Consider the following 18,517-nt stretch of genomic DNA (forward strand, 5'->3'; position numbering starts at 1 on the left):
GCTATATAGTTTACCTGTAGTTGCAAATTATCAATGCAGACATTTATCGTCTGCACCACCGACAGTTTTAATGTTTTTACTCATTACTCACCTTCTACCGCTAATAACTTTACTTGTTCGGCACACTTCGGATAGCTGGGAATAATTTATATAAGAAATGAAATGTCGAAATAATAATTTGCCGAGTCCTCTATATAAATGATCACGCTTACATCCTCATACAAATATCTTTCTATAACAGACTCATCCTTATATATAGGAGGACTATAGAATTTTACTTTAGATCCATCTGGTTTAGTATGTGTATAAATAAAAACTGTTACAGTTTTCTCAATAAGCGTCAAATTTCTTTCGCCCTGATACAACCCATCAAGCATCGAAATCCTTGATAAGGGGCGAGAAACTTCTTCAGTGTATTTATTAGTTTTTATCTCGCAATTTGCCAGTTTTACTTCTAGTTTATTACTATAACTTTTAAAATCAATTTTTCCCTTTCCGCCCTTTTTTAAAAAAGCAGGCGGCCTCAATTTTATATAAACTCTAATTGTAATTACTAGTAAAACAGTCCCCCAAAATATTAATAATATCATGTGTGCAAGTCTTATCTGAACTTAATTAAATTCCCCGAAGAATCAAAATAATCGCCATCTCCTATTTTAATTCCATTTCGGAATTCTTCCTTAGAAGACAAAACACCATTTGTATGGTAAATTTCTTGAAACCCTTCTTGCTTTCCTGCTACAAAATTAAAGATGTAAAATTTTTGGCCATCATTAAAAAAGGATTCCCATTTACCCTCTTTCAACCCATTATAAAAAAAACTTGTTGACTGCAATTTGCCATTAGGCCAGTAATATTTAAACATTTTTAAAGATGTGTCACTTATACTAACATACTCCTCGATATCTCTTAATTTAGAGGTATCTGAACTTGAAGTATCAACTAATTTGAAGTTTCGTATATCATACTTATCGATGGTATCTGTATTACATTGTAAAAATAAACACCAGCCAATAAACAAAAACAAAAATTTGCACATACCTAAATATTATTTAATAGGAAGAACGCCAAAATTTGTATTACGTCCGCTATTCTTTGCAGGAATTAAGATAAAAAAATCAAATTTTTTACCTGTTTCAGGATTAATCGGGTTATCTGGATACTTATCATTGCCCACAAATGATGTGACTTTATGTATTCTAAAATCTAACCCTCCATTTGCTAAGATTGAGTACATAACTTCCTTGCTAGTATAAACACCGATTAAACCACTTCTGGTACCAACACCGGAAGCCATAATTCTTGCTGTATGAAGGTAACCTTGCTTGAAAGCTGCATCAAAATGAGTCTTATCAATATCTAAAACATAATTATGTACATACATTTCTGTTACCCCTCCAATATAAGGTACAGAAAGTTCTCCATTTTCTTGACTCAATGCCAAATTACCAGCATCAATAAATGTAAACACATCAGATAATGCTTCAGTTATTCCTTTTATTAATTGCTTTCTCAGAATTTTACCATCTATATTGTAGCCATTTCTAATATCGTCTACATAATTACTATTTATTCTTGTGCCTATCGTACCATCCCCCATTTTAAAAGAGTATTTAAATTCAGTTGCTTTTAACCTCTCTAGTTTTTGCAAACTTGAAGTTGTTCGATCTAGAAGTATATCATTTATCTCGGCATATTGAATGGTTGGGGTCTGAGATGACGAGGTCGTTTCTGTTTTACGTTTATTGCTTCGGCCTGTAACTATAACTTCAGAATTTGTTACCCCTCTTTCCCATTTTGAACCGGACCATGTCCATGTATCAGCTACATCATTACCAGCATTAGTACCAGTTTGTTTTTCACCAACGCTTTTTCCAGGGTCTTTAGGCTCTCCGCCATCTAAATCAATAAACTTTATCGGCATGTTTCCAGCAAATTGATATGGTGTATAAAATGGATAAGATGCTGCCAATGGATCAAAACTTAAGAATCGACCCAGTCTTGAATCATAAAATCTCAACCCATAATCTTGAAAATTTCCTTCTCCCTTCACCTCATCATCATTCTCCTTCCCATTAAATCCATACCTGTAAGCTCCACTAACAAATTTTCTTCCCGGCATCTGCATACCAAAAGGATAATAATCATTCGCACTCAACACCTCCGCCACAAAATAATCAGTCAACGAACCATTACCTGTTACAGGTACAGCAATCTTATGGTCGCTGATTGTTACCATTACATTGCCCAAATGGTTACTTAATTCATAAGCACGCAAACCTTCCACACCATTATTTACTGGATCGGTACCTACAGGGTTATAAACAGCGTTCGCATCATTGTACTCAACACCCGGTGTAAACATACCCAAACGGCTGCTGCCATAAAGATGCTGCTCCCGCCAGGCGTAAGTAATACCACTGGTATTATTATTTTCATGTTCATACACACCCAGCACATTTCCCTGTGCATCCCGTACATAAATGGTAGTTGTTACAGGTCCGTTATCAATACCTATCGTTTTACCGATACGGTTGCCTCCTGCATCGTAGCTATAGCTGATGCTTCTGTTTGTTTTACGGATACTGGCAATTTTACCATATACTGTCCAGTTGATACGGTCCAGGTTTTCAGCATCATCAGCCACCAGGTTACCAATACGGTCATACTGGTAATTATCGGGGTTGGTTTGGTCGTCAATATCTTCTGTATAATTAGCAGCAGCCGTATTATCATCTCTTACCCTGCGCAGTTTATTATTCACCAGCTTATTTTTGCTGTTATAATTATAATCGTAATTAAGGATATCCATTACGGGTTGGCTGCCGGCACCATTACGCAGGTAGGTTTTAATATTGCCATTCGCATCGTATGCAATTTCTTCTTTATAAGCATCGATAATGCCGCTATTATTCCAACCTGTACCGGTACCCGCAATAGTATTGCGGCGCATACCGGTTAAACGGTTCAATTGATCGTAACGGTAAGTATAGCCCACCGTGCTTCCGCTTTCAAGCGGCTTCATGGCATAAGTAGCATAGCTGATATTGCCGTTATACAAGGATTTTCCTGTTTCAAGGGTACGTACCCCACCGGTTGGGTCAAAACCCGGGGCCGTGTACTGCACGTTAAATGCCTTGGCATTGCTGCCTCCAATCGGACTATAATCTCCTGTATAATAACCAAGGCTAAAGGCGTAAGCATCACGGGCATGGCTGTCGTATACACTATTACTACCCGGCAAGCCATCTTTACTCATGTCCCCTCCATCTCCTTCAGGCGAAAGCCGCACACCGTTTACACCTTTTAACCATCCCTGTAGCGTATAGGCATAATCAACCCCCTGTACTTTTTTATTGCCCAGTTCCATACGGGCAAGCGGGCCATGCAGGTAATAGGTGTACCCGGCTTCGGTTACCCAATCGCTTACACTGCTGTAATTGATGCGGCTGCTGTACGCTTTGATCAAACGGTTCTCTGCATCGTAACGGTACTGGTAATAGAACTGGTCCCACTTCCCATCCTGGTACAATACTTTGTTCACCTTACCACTCACCAGGTCATACTCATACTTGATTTCTTTAAAACCACCACCCGCAGGTTCTGCTGCGGCCAATGCTTTATTTTCCTGCACAAGTGTGTACACATTCCCGATGATATCATAGCTGTAATAACTGGCTGCCTGCCGGCTATTCAGCAAGGCATTGGCCAGGTCATTTGCCTGGAAGCTGGCGGGAATGATGGTTGTTGCCACCACCCGTTTCCGCAGGTTAGTTTGGCCGTATTGCAACTGTGTTGGTGTCCATACCGGTTGTTCGTCGTAAGCTGTAACAGTTACCTGCCGGTCGGTACCAGAATTATACCAGCCGTCAACAAACGCATTATCTCTTATATTGTCTTCTGTAAGCGCAGGTGCTCCTGTTTTTTCACCCACACGGATAATGCGGCCAAGCGGATCATATTTAGTATAGCTGAAACGGTTGTTTGGGTTTTCTGCATTCACCACAAGCGGCGATTTCTGTTCTGCATTTTGTGAAAACACTAACCGTCCCAAACGGTCGTACCAGAATTCGCTGGTACCTGCATCCGGAGTATTTTGTTTCACTACCTGGTTGAGGCTGTTGTAGAAATAGGTAGTAGCCAGTGTATGATCGGGCACAATAAAACGGTTCACATATTCATCGGTACTGCCCGGGCCTGTGGTCGTAGCGGTGCCGGGTGCAGGAACATTAAACCGGCCCCAGTATTGAAGTGGTGTACGTACAGCAAGCCCGTTCACAGGTGCCAGGCAGGAATTATAATAATTGGCCAGCACTTCCGCATCGGAGGCCACTCGATTATAAATGCGGAAATGTTTGAGGTCGGCAAGTAATTGACCGGGCAATGTATAGCTGCCTGTATTCGCTTCAATTTCCCACTCGAACGGATACGGGCTTGCTGCTGTTCCTGTAAGATTGATCAGTTTACGCCCATCCAGATAAAGCTGCAGCTCACCATTCGCCAGGCCATTGGCCGACTGAATAAACACATGACTCCAGCTTTGTACTCCTAACGAAGAAGTGATGGGTGCCACAGCCTGGTTCGATAATACTATTTCAACCTCACCGGTTACCCCACTTTCCTGCAGACTATACATCTCCACCCACAGCTTGCCTTCATGAATGGCGGCCTGGTAGAAATATTTTTTGTCGGGAGTAACAATGCGTACGTGGCGGGTGCTGTTCCCCGCTGTGCCATTGTACAACCACATCTCTGCCGACCGGGTAGTGTTACTTGCAACACTGGTACTGAATGCAGTAAATGTAGCATTGGCATTACCCTGTGTATCAGGATTCACCGCCGATGGTGAACAGGAAGGCGTTACAAAATCTTTGAATTCTTCCACCAGTGCTATCTCATCATCAGATAATAACGCAACACCTTCCGGTGGTATGGTTTTTACCAGGTTACCGCTCTGGTCGTAATAATAAAGTGTGTAATGATATTCATACTGCTTGCCCTGCAGCTTGGCAGATGCATTGGCTGATAAACATTTTGAAATATACCCGTTGCGGAATTTCGTACGTTCTTCAGTAATATACCATTCGAATTGCTGGCCTGCATTGTTGAATACATTACGTAAAACGCCATCCATGCAAATAATGTCAAGTTCGGCAGTAATAAGCGGTGAAGCTGCCCGGTTGTACAACACAGCATTGCTGTTGGCTGCACAAGTTACATTGAGGAACTCTTCATAATCATCAACGGTTAATGTATAACCAAGTTTCGAGTTCATATAGTTCGCAAACAGTTTCCGGTAGAGTTTTGTACCGGCTGTTACGTTTGGATACGTTGCCTGGAAATTGTTGCGCAAACCTGTTACAGTACCACAGGTAACCCACGCTGTATAGCCACTGTTGTTGGCGGGTACAGGTGAGAAAGCTGTTGGCAACGTAATGTATTCCCTGGTATACCGGCAGGTTCCGGCCGCTCTTGTTTCAAGATCGGTAAGCTCTGCCTGGGTCAATACAAAGTCATCCTTCAGTTCATTTTTCAGGTAATCGTAGAAAGTACCCGGGCCGCCTGCCGCAATCCAGCGGTTTTTAAGAGTAGTAATAGCGGTACGGGTGCTGGCAGAAATTTCACCAATGGTTGAGTTCAACATAACCGGCGTACGGTCATGCGGGTAAGGCTGGTCCAGCAAATGCGCACCAAAGCCTTGCTGCACCAGCGTTGTGCCAATGATGGCAGTAAACACCTGTTCAAAATTGTTATAGCCATTATTTGCTGTAACGCCAGCAGGCAAAGTGCTGGCAGCACGGATATTAGTCTCGGGTGCTGTTTCAATATGTTTTTGGGCAACAATACCAAGCTGATTCACCAGGTTTTCAATAACAGCATCAAACTCCGTTGTTTTGTAGCTTGGGAATTCTTCATCTCTTACTGACTTTAACCTGTTTTCCCATTCTGTTTTCAGGTTAGGTAAATCATCGAGAGCAATCTGTCGTAAACGTGCAGTGCCTGCCGCTTTCAGTGCATCAATTTCTGCCTGTGTTTGTGGAAGGTTGGCATTGTTGCATTGGATGTAGCTATCCATATCAACATACTCATTAAATATGCGCTGCTTACTGCCGTAAAGCAAGTAAAGTGGGTCTGATGGGCAGGAAGAAGGTGGGGTTATAGTGGGAGTTGAACCGCTGCAGCTCAGAGAAGAAGTGTTAACAATATAACGGGACCTGATATTTTCACCTCTATCTTCTATGCAATTTCCGTTTAAATCAACAAATTCATACGTATTATCACCAACGTAAACACTGCTTTGTCCTGCCGGTAATACAATTGAACTGGTCTCCTGATAGGAAGTTCCATTTGGATAAAAAATGGTTCGTAAAACATTGAATGTCAGATTTGTTTGAACCGGTCCATTGACATGAGTTAAATAAACCGGGGTTCGGGTAATGTATTGATCCAAATTCTGACTTCCCGGGCAAGAAAAATAACTTGTTGTTGCTTCCCCATAGTTCATTTGAAAAGCGGAAGATGGAGGGCATGATGACTGACAAGTTATCGCATTCGTTCTTACGGTATAGATGTAATAATTGCTAAAACTGTTATAGCATCCTGTTTGCAGATTCAGCGAATAGTTGACTGTTTGATTACCCAGCAGTGCTCTGTCTGACCCTGCCGGTATGGTTACTTGGAAAGTCCCCTGCAATGTTTGAATGGTTCTTGTTGGACAGTTATAACTGCTCGAATAATTAGGATCTAACGATACTTCATAGATATCAACCGTTAATGTAACTGGCACAGCAACAGGCCCAGACGTATGTACATAATAGATATCATCGGAGCGGTCTTGCACATCATCGTAATATGAACCGCAAGAGCCAGAAGGACAATTGTCATAAAGTAAATCATATACATAGGAAAATTGCGATGAGGTCGGACAGGTAACACTGCCGCCCGAAGAACTGTTGCATGCAGCCTGGCTTGCACCGCTCAAACATTTTACCGATACAATTGTAAAAGAAGGATTCGGATCCTCTGTACCATTCTGCAAAACAGGTTTGGGTGTGTTTATTTTAACATCGCCTTTTTTCGTTGTAAGCGTATAGGTATGAACGTTGGCACCAACGGTATACAACAGTTTAATACTGTAATTCCCTTTAAACGGAACAGTTCCGTTTTTATATTCTACCCACTTCTCATTCCCTGTTCCCGCAACAGTATAATCAGTCAGCACACCGGGATCTTCACAAATATTCGCTGCCAATGGGTCGTTTCCGATAAAACAATCCAAACAGGCTGGGTTGGTTGCCTGTTTTGCCAACCGCACATATTTACTTTTGATTTGCAAATAGTAGTTGCGATACAGTTCCCACTCCATCGTAAGCGAACGGCAGGCTACATCAGGTGTACAAGTCCAGGAGTTGATCAGGTCCTGCTGTGTTGCATTATCATTGGTGGGTCGGCAGTAAAGAATCCAGTCTACCAGTTGGGAAATGTTTTTAGCAGGTAGATTGTTACCATTCAAATCCTTCACATTCATTTTCATGATTGTTGAAAGATTTGTCAGGTCGGTCTGCAATTGAGTTTTGTAACCCGTGCCTTTACCACCATTGAAGAACTTATCTGCATTCGACAGCCATAAATAATCTGTGCTTCCCCCACTTGCCGGGTTAACAAAATAACCGGCGTTTACGGCTTGCTGCCCGGTGCTGATCTCTTTCTTTAGTTTTTCATCAAATATGTAGCTGGCCTCATTGCTGTAATCACGGTTGGTTTGCCCTGCATCCTTACACCATTCATAGCTGCAGTATTCAATATGTTTTTTGGAAAAGGCGTCTGCCCATTCAGGATGCTTAAGATAGGCCGCAATAAATTCCGATACAGATAAGTTACGAATGTAAACAGTAAAACCATTATCATCAATAAAACTGATGTTATAAATCTCCTGGTTATCGGGCAGATTGAGATTATAAAACCGCAATACATTGATTGCTCCTTCCAGGTAACTGTGAACCCCATTTGCATCCGTAGAAAAAGTAGCATACTGCCCTCCGGGTCTTACATCATGTTTGATCATTTCCAGCTTTTCCTCACAGGGTGATGGCGTACAGTTTTGGTTGATTGTAACACAATTAGCAACAATGCTGTTATATTGATTCGTGATCCATTGATTGATGGCAGTTGAATTAATATCAAAATCGGGGTACAATGAAACCGGGTATTTTTCATCCCTGATTTGTTGAATCTGATCTTTCACTTTTTGCGTGAACACGGCAAGCGTCGGCAGATTTTTACACGCCTCGCAATCAGTAAAACAACCTGCTAATTCAGCAGTAAGCAATTCCTTTTCAAAAAAATGCTGGATATCCTTCAGGTCACGGTTATTCTTGATATAATAATCCGTTTGGTAACGGATCACATCTTCACTCAACTTCAGCTTGTAACTGATGTGATACTCGCCAATTCGTGCAACAAAAAAAGATAAAGAACCTGTAAATGCTGTTGTGTTACCACAAACCACATCATTGGCCTGAAATGCTGTACTGCTTGCCGTTCCAACTGTGGTACCGCAATCATCTTTCACCAGTACTTCAATACTGTAATAGCAATTGCTGCAAAATTGTTGTCCCTGAACAAGGGCGTTCCAGGGTCCAAACGAAACAGGGTCAACGGCATACTGAATAGTATAATTAGCCCCCTTTACAGGAGGTAAAAATGAAGCGGTTGCTTCTTTAATATACGAACCTGCATCTGCCTGGAAATCTGCCGGTTTCATCAAAACATCGGTTTTGGTTTGTTCCGCACCCGGTGCGGTTGAGGAAGCCAAGGGGTCGGTATTTCCGGGCGCTATACCTGCCAACGCAGTTGCAATCGTTTTTCCTGCAGCATCAACATAGCTCACACTTACCTGGCCGTTTGGATCAATTACAAGGTTTTTCAGGTAATGCGAAGCATTGCCAACTTCTGCACCAAAAATCCTGTACAGCTCACTCTGCATGGGCTTACCATAATAATACTGTGTTTCATGGGATTGCCCGTTTGCATCAGCCACACCCGGTTGAAAGGTTGGACCTACACCACCTTGCAATTGAATGCGTCCCGTATTATCCGACTTATATTGCGTTAACGCAAATGGTTTCCCTTCTGCATTTGGGATATACCCAAATGAATAAATGTTTTGGCCGTTTTGCTGAAAAAAAGCATTTTGAGGTGAATAATACTGCGCCGCTCCCATACTGCCCGTATTAAGTGGGCTGGCATTTATATTACAGTTATTTGCACTTGGAAGGTTAATATCTGTATAACTATAAGGGGCTCCTGCACTGTTCTGATTAATTGCTTTATAGTATTGAAGAATATTCGAATTAACCGGTGCCGGTAAAATTGACAAAGTGGGCCGACCCATCTGATCATAAACATTTTCAGCAACCACAGCAACGTTATCACTGTTATTAATGGTTACCGACTGTCTGTTTCTGAAAGAACCGTCAAAATAGGACATCACCTCTTTGCGCTTTCCTTCTTCTGCGTAACTGACATTATATTGCCAGTTTAATGTTTGTTCATGAAGAGCAATTCCGGTGAATGCAACCGCCCCCGTCTCATTTAAGTACTGCCAATTTGTAGTTCGTCTCATTTTTGTCACAGGGTCTGTCCACACTCCTCTTACCCGCACAACGATAAATCCATCGGGGTATGCAAGATTGATCGTATAAGAAGATCCTGTTATGGTAACCCTCGAATTGTCAAATCGCATCAGGTCCTCTACCTGTGAAGACGTGATTGTATTATTACTGAATGCTCCCGCTCGTTCATCAAGTGCGTCAACATGCGTCCACTCGAAATCATATTCTTCAGGTATAGCAAACCCATTTGGGTAACCGGTAAAATCACTGGGATCCCAGTTAATGATTAACCGGTTATTAGATGGCGGCTCGGGGTCAATACTTAGTGTCGAAAACATTTCACCTCCCTGCTGAGAGGTTGAAGAACCTGATTCAGATAACGAAAGACCCAATGGAGCATTCACAATTGGCGTAAACGGATATTTCCGCTGAACAGAGATCTGGTTCGTTATACGAAAAACGGCTGGGAGGTTTGCTCCCCATTCCTGAGAAGAAATAGAGTTTACAACTACTGTTACTTTGTATGCATTTTTAAAAGCATACCGGTCGTAAATGGCATAAGCTTTACCGGAAGCAGTATCATACTTCACTGCTAAAGAAATATTATTGATCTCAGTAGGGGTTTGCTGGTCTCTGCTGCTGTAATATTTAATGGAGAGATTAAGGGTACAGGTAAAGGATTTATTGTAATAATAAATATTGGTGTCTTGTCTTAGTTCAAACGTAATATAATTGTTGACAGATAAATTATTAATAAGATTCCATTGGTTCAATGGCAGGTTCAGAAATTTATCATCAATAACTGTACAGGAATCATTTGCTTTGATCGCACCGGTCATTGACTGAACATAAGATTCATCAGCTGCTTTTGCCCAAAAAAACTGAACTGATAACAGCAATAGCAGGATATTTTTTTTCATTGCCATATGGAATAATCTCTTACTCATATTTATTTGCTTCAATTAGAACGATGTCGTTAACTGATAATTTTTATAGGCCGGCTTTACTGAAACAACCCCATTTGCAAATTCAACAACTGCCTTCATTTTTTCAACTGCTGAAACAGTAAGCATTCGGCTATAGATATAACTTACTTCAGAATGCCAGGTTTTCTGCTCATCCTTTTTTTCCGGTTCAGGCATCCCGCTTTTCCACCAATCTGTTTCGGCTTTTTTTATACGATAAGTATTTGCATCATAGTAAATGGTCGACAATTTAATCTCAGGAGTCAATGGGTTTTTAATCGTAATTGCTCGATCAGTTTGATTGATTTCACGAACAGATAATTCCATTTTAAACACAGCTGAATCCTCTAAAAATTGATCAATTGCAATTGCATTGCTGAGCCTTTTATGATACATACTTACATCGGCCCTTGATAATCCGATCAATTGATTTACCGTATCAATCTCAATCAAAAAACTGTCTACACCGATTGTCTGCACATAACCTAACCGACTATAGAATGACTGATTCGTTTTCTCAACCAAAAAGCTACTTTGTTCCTGCAGTTTATTTTTGTTCTCCTGATCATATACTCGCATAGTACCTGATATATGCATAACCGAATCAGGACTATTCAACACCGTCATAACTTTTTTAAACTCTTCCTTTGCATCAAGCTTTGTTTCGTCTACAGTAAAATGAAACCAACCCCGATGTTGCGCAAAAACAACAATAGCAGTAGTTAGCACGAATACTCCAAAAAGAAGCACTGTTTTCTTTCTCATTAGTATCATAAATCAGTTCAATAAATAAGTTCTTGTTATCAATTTCGTTTTCGCAATGATTGCCTGCTTTCCTTGATCGTCATAATGCCACGTTCAGTTTCTTTCTTCACACGAACAGGCGTACCTTCTTCATCATATTCATAAATTGTGGCGAAATTGTTTTCATCCAGTTGTGCCATCAAACGAAGTGTGCGATTGTCAAAAACATAACTGTTCATCTGTGCATCATTGGGCAGTATCCTGATATCATCCAGGTAAATTGTGCCTGATGGAATCAGTTCAAGTTGAAACTGACTGCTGGCAGTGAAACTTAATTCCAGTCTCTTCCAACCTTCAACTACAGGTACAGTTAATGCACTGATATCCTTAGTTATATTATTGAATTTTATCGTCAGTCCCTGTATAGTATTTTCATTTGGTGAGTTGTCTTTCACCCACATGCTGAACAAATATTTCTTACCTGCAACCGGTGCAAATCCATTGGCAAGCTCATTTGATTTAAGCAGGTAACGCCCAATATTATCAAAGCCAAGAAGTGCTGCTGTGGAAGGAGCAGCCAGTCCTGCATTTTTGATAAGGTTAACGGAGGAAGAAATGGCATAACTGTGCTTACCTGTATGTGATAGGTTACTCACGATCGACCCGGCACTACTAACCCAGTTGATACCTTGTTTGGTAAATCCAAAATCAAGATGACGTTTAGGCGGACATACATATTGGTTAAGATTATTCTCCAGTTCAAAATCATAATCTTCAAACCCATCAAAAGCAATTTCATTCCGTCGTGCGTTTGCACCAACAGCGATAGCAACAGATTCACGGTAACCAAACAGGGCCGATCCAAAGCGGTTTAAAGCATCCACATTTTCTACTTCATTACCCTTCTGATCAAAATGTATTGATTTACTACTCCATATCCATCTCGACCTCGCATCACTCAAAGGAAGGTTAACCGCATCAGTGAAGCTCCGCTCTAACCTACTACCTGTCGGCCATTGCCAGAATGGGGCATAGCTGACATAAGCTCCCGAATTACGAATATCGGTTCCACCTGTCTGGGCCGGGTTACCTGGCTTTTGTTCCCTGTTCACCGTGTAGACATAATTCATTAGCGGACGCCAGTTACCTAATACACCTTTGTAATAAGGATTAAAGACCCTGTCAATTGGTGAAACGCAACTTTCGACAATAGGTGCATCACTCAATAGTAACCCTGAAATATTCAGCTTAAATCTACAAGTGGTTGTGTAAACGGAAACAGGTGGTTCCGGTTCCGGATAAATAATGCTATCAATACCTTCAGAAGTATTTGCAGAACCTTCTTCCTGCGTTGTCCCCTCTTCTACATTACAATTTGCAATTTTGTAAGAAGCAGATGTCGTACATGATCCTATACCGAATCCAAATAAGTCTCTCTTCGGTTGACCTGAACCGTTATTGAGGAAATTCATTACTCCGGCATTAAATCCAACAAATGAGATCTCAGATATTTTTTGCTGTTGTGAAGTTGCAAAAAAACCTTTATCATCACCAAGGATCATATAACCTGAACCGGCAGGGCTTAATTCTCTTTTGGTCCCAAGGTAGTAATAGATATTATCGACAGAAGGGATTGTTCCACCAATACAGGGATTGAAAAAGTCAAGCAATGGGTTGCTGCCACTGGCAAAATAGCCTTTTTGAATTCCCACTCTGATGATGTCGCCAACTGTTACCTGATCATTGACGAAAGAAAATAGATAGCGTTTGCCTGTTGCGTTATTTATTTCAAAAAGGGATCTTGAAAATGCCAACCAATACTCCCATTTTAAGCCCCATTTACCACTGGCAAGTGGCTGCTCCTCGGTGTTCATATTGGAAACTGGTATTCCCCACTCATCTTTATATAACACAGCTTTTGAGTCAAGAATTTTTTCATCCACATCCAGTTCAATACGTCCATTCTGCATTGGGTTTTTCATGCTGATCACTGACCCTACTCCGGCTGTTAACAGATTTCGTCGGCCAGAGCGAAGTAATAACCAGGAACCGGTGGCTTGTATAAAATTTCCGTTCTTATCAATTAACCGGTAGCTTCCATCTATCGATTTAATGATCCAGCCTTTTAACTCCCCCAACCCGCTTATATACACAAGCTCGTCTCCCGGGAACAGATATTTTTGTTGATCAGCTGCCGATAGAGAGGTGAGAGCAATTTTCCCATCTGTTCCGGTAACAAAGTTTGTAAAGGTGATACCAAGATTTTTATAAGCGCTTCCCATTCCTTCATATTCAGCCACCATATGCGCCGGGTAATTAAATGCATAGGTGTACTGGTCAAATTCATTTTGCGTTTTGGTTACAAGCACTTCTCCTGTCTCACCATCCCATAACAGATTTTCTGCTACAATGGTGGAGCCATTTTGCGTTGTCACCACCTTACTTACAATACCAAAACGGTTGATGACCTTTACACAGGCAATTGAATTAAATAAATCAAAAGAGGAATTTTGGCTATACGCCATGCCGGCATATGTGCCAGGGATCAGTCCGAACAGAGCCGATCCTACGTAAGCACCTCTGCTTCCCCCTGTTGTTGTACTCAGACTTTCTCTTACATCTGTTACAAAATCAATATCGGTGGCAATCGTCTGTGTTGAATAAGTACCGTCTGCATTTAAGACAGGCACTTCGTTCCTTAATTCTTTTTCCGCAGCGTCTTCATCTACGATATTATAGTGATATTCAGTAGAAGACAACATGCTCCCTGCCTTATCAAATACTTTTACACTTTGAGGTTTCCCATGCATATCATTCAACTCGATCTTAAAACCCTGCGATGCCGATAGTTTTTTAACTGACCTTGTACTGAATAATTTCATGATCAGGCTGTTCTCATAGGCCTTCTGTTCCAGAGGGAGGTAATCAACTTTTGTAGGGAAGTCTTTTGCGGTAAAGAATTCATGGATAATGTAACCGGTATGTTGTTTCTCCGACGGTACTTCCCCACTCCCGGTAAAATCGTTACCAAATGAAGTCACTTTTACTTTACTATAGCCAACTGAAGCTGATGGGAAAAAGGTTTCGCAAAAAGGCTTCTCAATAAAATGATATCGATCCTTACTCCAATGAACAGTTTCTGTAAAGCTTATGGGTTCATGAAACGGGTTCTCTTCATTTCCTATTTGGGGCTCATAAGACGCAACTCCTGATGATATCGTCTTACCTTGGTTGTCAGTTGTCGTATATGTATAAGTTTGTCCATACTTCGATGTTTTTGCACCATCTGTATTCGACATTGCTTCCCAGTCATCAGAGATCTGGATTTTCTTTACCCGGCTACCTCCACCTATTTTCTTCAGATCAGGTTGAAAGAGGCGCACCATACTCGCATTCAGGTCTACATTTTTAGCAAACTTTCTGTTTTCCGCACGTTTATCGAATGACCTGAATAACTCACCAACCCCTACAATAGCAGAAACCATTGATTTGATCGCTGCAGCAAAGTCACCACTAAAACCATTTGCACCTGAGTTGTCATAATTATCATAGGCGAATTGTGGCAAATCAGTTCTTAACATTTGCCACGCTGCTTTCGCAATGGGATTATAACCGTCAACTTTCTTCAAACCAATGGTTGCAGTATTACCAATAGCTGTTGTATTGGTCCAATCTATTTCCGCATACCCATGCACATATTCATAATGATTTTTATTATCTACATCACACAAAAATTTATAAAACATTTTTCCCATCGGTTTCCCATCAGCCTCCGTCATGTATAACCGGATAAATTCCTTTTTTGCCTCCGTTGCGTTTGTTGTAGTTATACTTTTTGGAAGTTCCACCTTGATCTGTGAAGCGCTGATCAATCCTTTATCATCAGTTGCCACAACCTCTTTCACAAAACACATCTGCATCGCCCTTCTGTTCTGCACATAAGCATAATCATCAGCCTCGTACTCCACTTCAATAATACCACTTGACGGAGTGATGATTTTTTTTAATTGCCATTTGGAAGCCAGCTTATCAGCAAGCGCCCGTACATATGGATTGCTTTCACTTACCTGTGGCACATAGGGAAATTCTGAATTATTCAAAACAGGATTCCCGTTTACAAGACGGTTATAATAACTTTTTTTATAAACGCCCCAACGATCCGACTGCCGTTCAAGATAATCATCTGAGTTCTCTGCATTCGTTAATGGAATTGCCGGTAACCCAATAATATTAGCAGCATTTACGAGTGTTTCATCATAGGAAAATTCGTACGGATTCAGCTTCCCACGTTGATTCTTCCCGAACGTGAAATAGATTTTCTTTAGCGTAAGCTTTCCGGTGTTCACCGCATTATTTGGTATGCCGGGAAACAACGAATAATCATATTCAAATACGACTGTTTTTACAGGAATGGCATTTACGCCATTCTTAATCAAATCAGCCTTCGAATAAAGCTTGATCGTATCAAGTTTTTCCAACTGAATACCTCCCCGCCCCCCGTTTTCTCCAGCCACGCCATAAGCATCACGCCTGCCACTACGTAAAAAAACTGCTACCATTGTTTTGCTTTCAATCGCATCGAGATACCAGATTTCCTTCTCCCCATATACATAACTGGCCTTATCATCTTTAGGGTCACTTAAAAAACCCTCATTATAATTGGCCATGTCCTGCTGGTAAGGAGCACGCCATTTGTATAAATTATTCCTGCTGGTAATCTCTTTGTATTTGAATTTAACAGCAGTGCCTAAATCATCGTCCGTGATACCGTCAGCTTTTACATCAACATAATCAGGAGATAAAATACCTGTCAATAAAAATGAAGTTGCATAAGCGGGTATTTTCTCCCTCGAGTACATCCAGTCCCGGCCGTTACGGTTTGCAAAACTGGCATCGGCTGCCGAATAACTAACCAAACCGGTTCTACGTGCTTCTTCTTTATTGGTTGGTTCCTTTATTGAAAATGTAACTTCTTCTTGTTTGCGGTTATAAACAGGAATACCGTAAACCATTCGCTTCCCTTCATTATCAGTGACAGTCACTTCCGACATATGATGGCTCCGGCGATAATCATGTGAAGCATCGTCTCGCTCAACACCATTTATCTTTTTATCCAGCGCATATTTCTTTGCCTGTGCTTGTGTGAGATATTGAAAACCGTAAACACGCTTTTCCTTATTTGTCTTTTTAATTAATGAGGTTGCTTCTGTTCCGTTCCGTGTAGTAAGATTTTTCGAACTGCTTGCCCGGTTTAGCTTAACCTGTGAGAGTGTTGTATTTAGAAATGTATTGTAAAAATTATTGTCCGAAATGGTTTTCTCTCCCACCTGTTTAAAATAAACGCCTTCCTCCGCAGGGCTATTTGAAAAAGCAGGTTCGGCATGCTCAAGAAAGATGTTATTTGACGTCCACTTTTTTGTGGCCGATCTTCCTGAACTGTAATTCACTCGCCCGCCCCCTTTAAAAGCATTAATCACACCAATTGTTACACCAATATCTGTATTTGCAGTATTAACATTCGAGTACTTCTTGTCGAAACTTACAAACCCTGTTCCTAAATGTGCTCTGAATTGCTGGCTCCCAGTCTGACCGGAGGCAACGAAAAAATCATTGGTGGCAACCGGTGTGGCAATAGCGGGGTTGCTGGTTAAAAAAACCCCGTCTTTCTCACGGTTAAAATCTAAAAGAGCGTCTTCATTTCTCCGGCCTTTTAAATAGTGCATATAACCAAAGGCAGGTGCCAACGCAACGGGTTCACTTATTTTTTCTTTATAGCCATATCCTGCTCCTCCAAGTCCAATATAGCCACCAAAAACAGTTGGACCGAAATCAAAATTTAATGTAAAAGAGGAATTGGTTGTATTGTTTTTTATCGCTGGTGTGTAGGATTGTCCGAAATAATTTACAGCAGACGAACTGAATGAATTTCTTTTTATGTCTCTTGTTAAACTTGATGATGGCATTGTAGAAAAAGTGGCCCCGAGAGAAATGTTTTTCAACCCACTTCTTGAATTATAATCAAACCCACCTGAAAGTGATAAACCGAAATTTTCCTTTTTAAAATCATGATCAATTCCTAAAGACATCGACGGACTTACATCTACACCGTTACGAACATCAGAGTTAACATCCAATCCCAATCCTGCTGTTAAACTGGTCTTCGATTCTTTAGCAAGATTAAAATCCAATCCAGCGCCAAAGGATGCCCCAATACCATAGTAATTGTCTTTGTAAACATTTAATTTAACAGAGGCATTAATCCCCCCTGTTTCCCAGGCAAATAATGATGGCTTCAAAACAACCTGACCGCCAATTTTTTCAAAAGGCTTTCTCGAATATTCTTTCGTCACAAGGTCTCCGTTAAAATCATCCGGTAAACCACGCATAGTCCGGTTAACAGCACCGGGATTAAGTGTCCATCCGGCACCTACCCAACTGGCTTCATCTTCCATACCTGTTCCTGAATTGTAGGAAATATTTACAGGATAGCCCCCCACATCCAGCAAGGGGATATTATACTTCATATCACCCGAGAAAAGATCAACCATTTCTGTTGCACCGGCAGCTTCAAATTTTTGCATCTCCGGTTGCGCCGGTCCGTTCGTTAATGCAAAGCTGACAGCTGGCACAAATAGTTCCACCGATAAAACAAGAAGGAAGAATGTCGCAATAACTTTTCTTTTACGTTCGATCTGCATGAGCCTTTACTTAATATTGAATTATCTGTTTAATACAATTAGTTGTTTACCCCATACACCATATGTGTCATTATAAATAAGCGTATCGGGATTTTTTCCAGTAGGCGTTTCAAATACAAGCACCCCTTCAAACCTGTTCTTCTGCTTTCTGTTCGTTACATGAAAAAACACTGGGCTTAATGAATCTCCTTGATACAATGCCTTCCAGTCATGTTCCATATTGTATTGGTAATAAACACTCTTCTCTTCTTCATAGCTGGCGTTGCCATTCTTGGTTTGCACACTGTCAAGCACCCCGATCCTGTAACAAACAAATGTTGTTGCCGAAACAGAATCGCTTCTCAGCAATTTTGTGCAGTCCCCTTTATCAATATAGATCATTCCAATTCCGGGGTAATGGATCTGTACATCATGCTGTTCTGTGATTATGGAAGCTGCCGCTTCTTTGTCTTTGCATGAATACAATACAGCGCAGATCATTATCCCAAAAAATAAA

General features: G+C 41.0%; 6 protein-coding genes. All 6 read right to left on the reverse strand.

What is annotated here, in order from left to right; all coding sequences use genetic code 11:
• Positions 1-146: 146 nt before the first annotated feature.
• Genes VK159_RS21940 through VK159_RS21965 form a run of 6 tightly spaced genes read right to left on the reverse strand, consistent with a single transcriptional unit; the run spans position 147 to position 18,501 of the window.
• On the reverse strand, positions 147-590 hold the full coding sequence (locus tag VK159_RS21940; RefSeq protein ID WP_324232318.1) for a hypothetical protein: 444 nt from the start codon (positions 588-590) through the stop codon (positions 147-149).
• A gap of 11 nt (positions 591-601) precedes the next feature.
• Complete coding sequence (locus tag VK159_RS21945) at positions 602-1,021, reverse strand: hypothetical protein (RefSeq protein ID WP_324232319.1); 420 nt, start codon at positions 1,019-1,021, stop codon at positions 602-604.
• A gap of 27 nt (positions 1,022-1,048) precedes the next feature.
• Entirely contained in the window at positions 1,049-10,561 is a 9,513-nt protein-coding gene (locus VK159_RS21950) for an RHS repeat-associated core domain-containing protein (RefSeq protein WP_324232320.1), read from the reverse strand.
• Between the two features lie 15 nt (positions 10,562-10,576).
• A complete protein-coding gene (locus VK159_RS21955) occupies positions 10,577-11,344 on the reverse strand; it encodes a hypothetical protein (RefSeq protein ID WP_324232321.1) in 768 nt (255 codons plus the stop codon).
• Positions 11,345-11,382: 38 nt separating this feature from the next.
• Positions 11,383-18,021: a hypothetical protein gene (locus VK159_RS21960; protein ID WP_324232322.1), complete on the reverse strand. Its 6,639-nt coding sequence runs from the start codon at positions 18,019-18,021 to the stop codon at positions 11,383-11,385.
• 21 nt (positions 18,022-18,042) lie between these two features.
• Positions 18,043-18,501: a hypothetical protein gene (locus tag VK159_RS21965; protein WP_324232323.1), complete on the reverse strand. Its 459-nt coding sequence runs from the start codon at positions 18,499-18,501 to the stop codon at positions 18,043-18,045.
• Positions 18,502-18,517: the final 16 nt, after the last annotated feature.

The sequence above is a fragment of the Lacibacter sp. genome (assembly GCF_035299325.1).
In the GTDB taxonomy this organism is placed as follows: Bacteria; Bacteroidota; Bacteroidia; order Chitinophagales; family Chitinophagaceae; genus Lacibacter.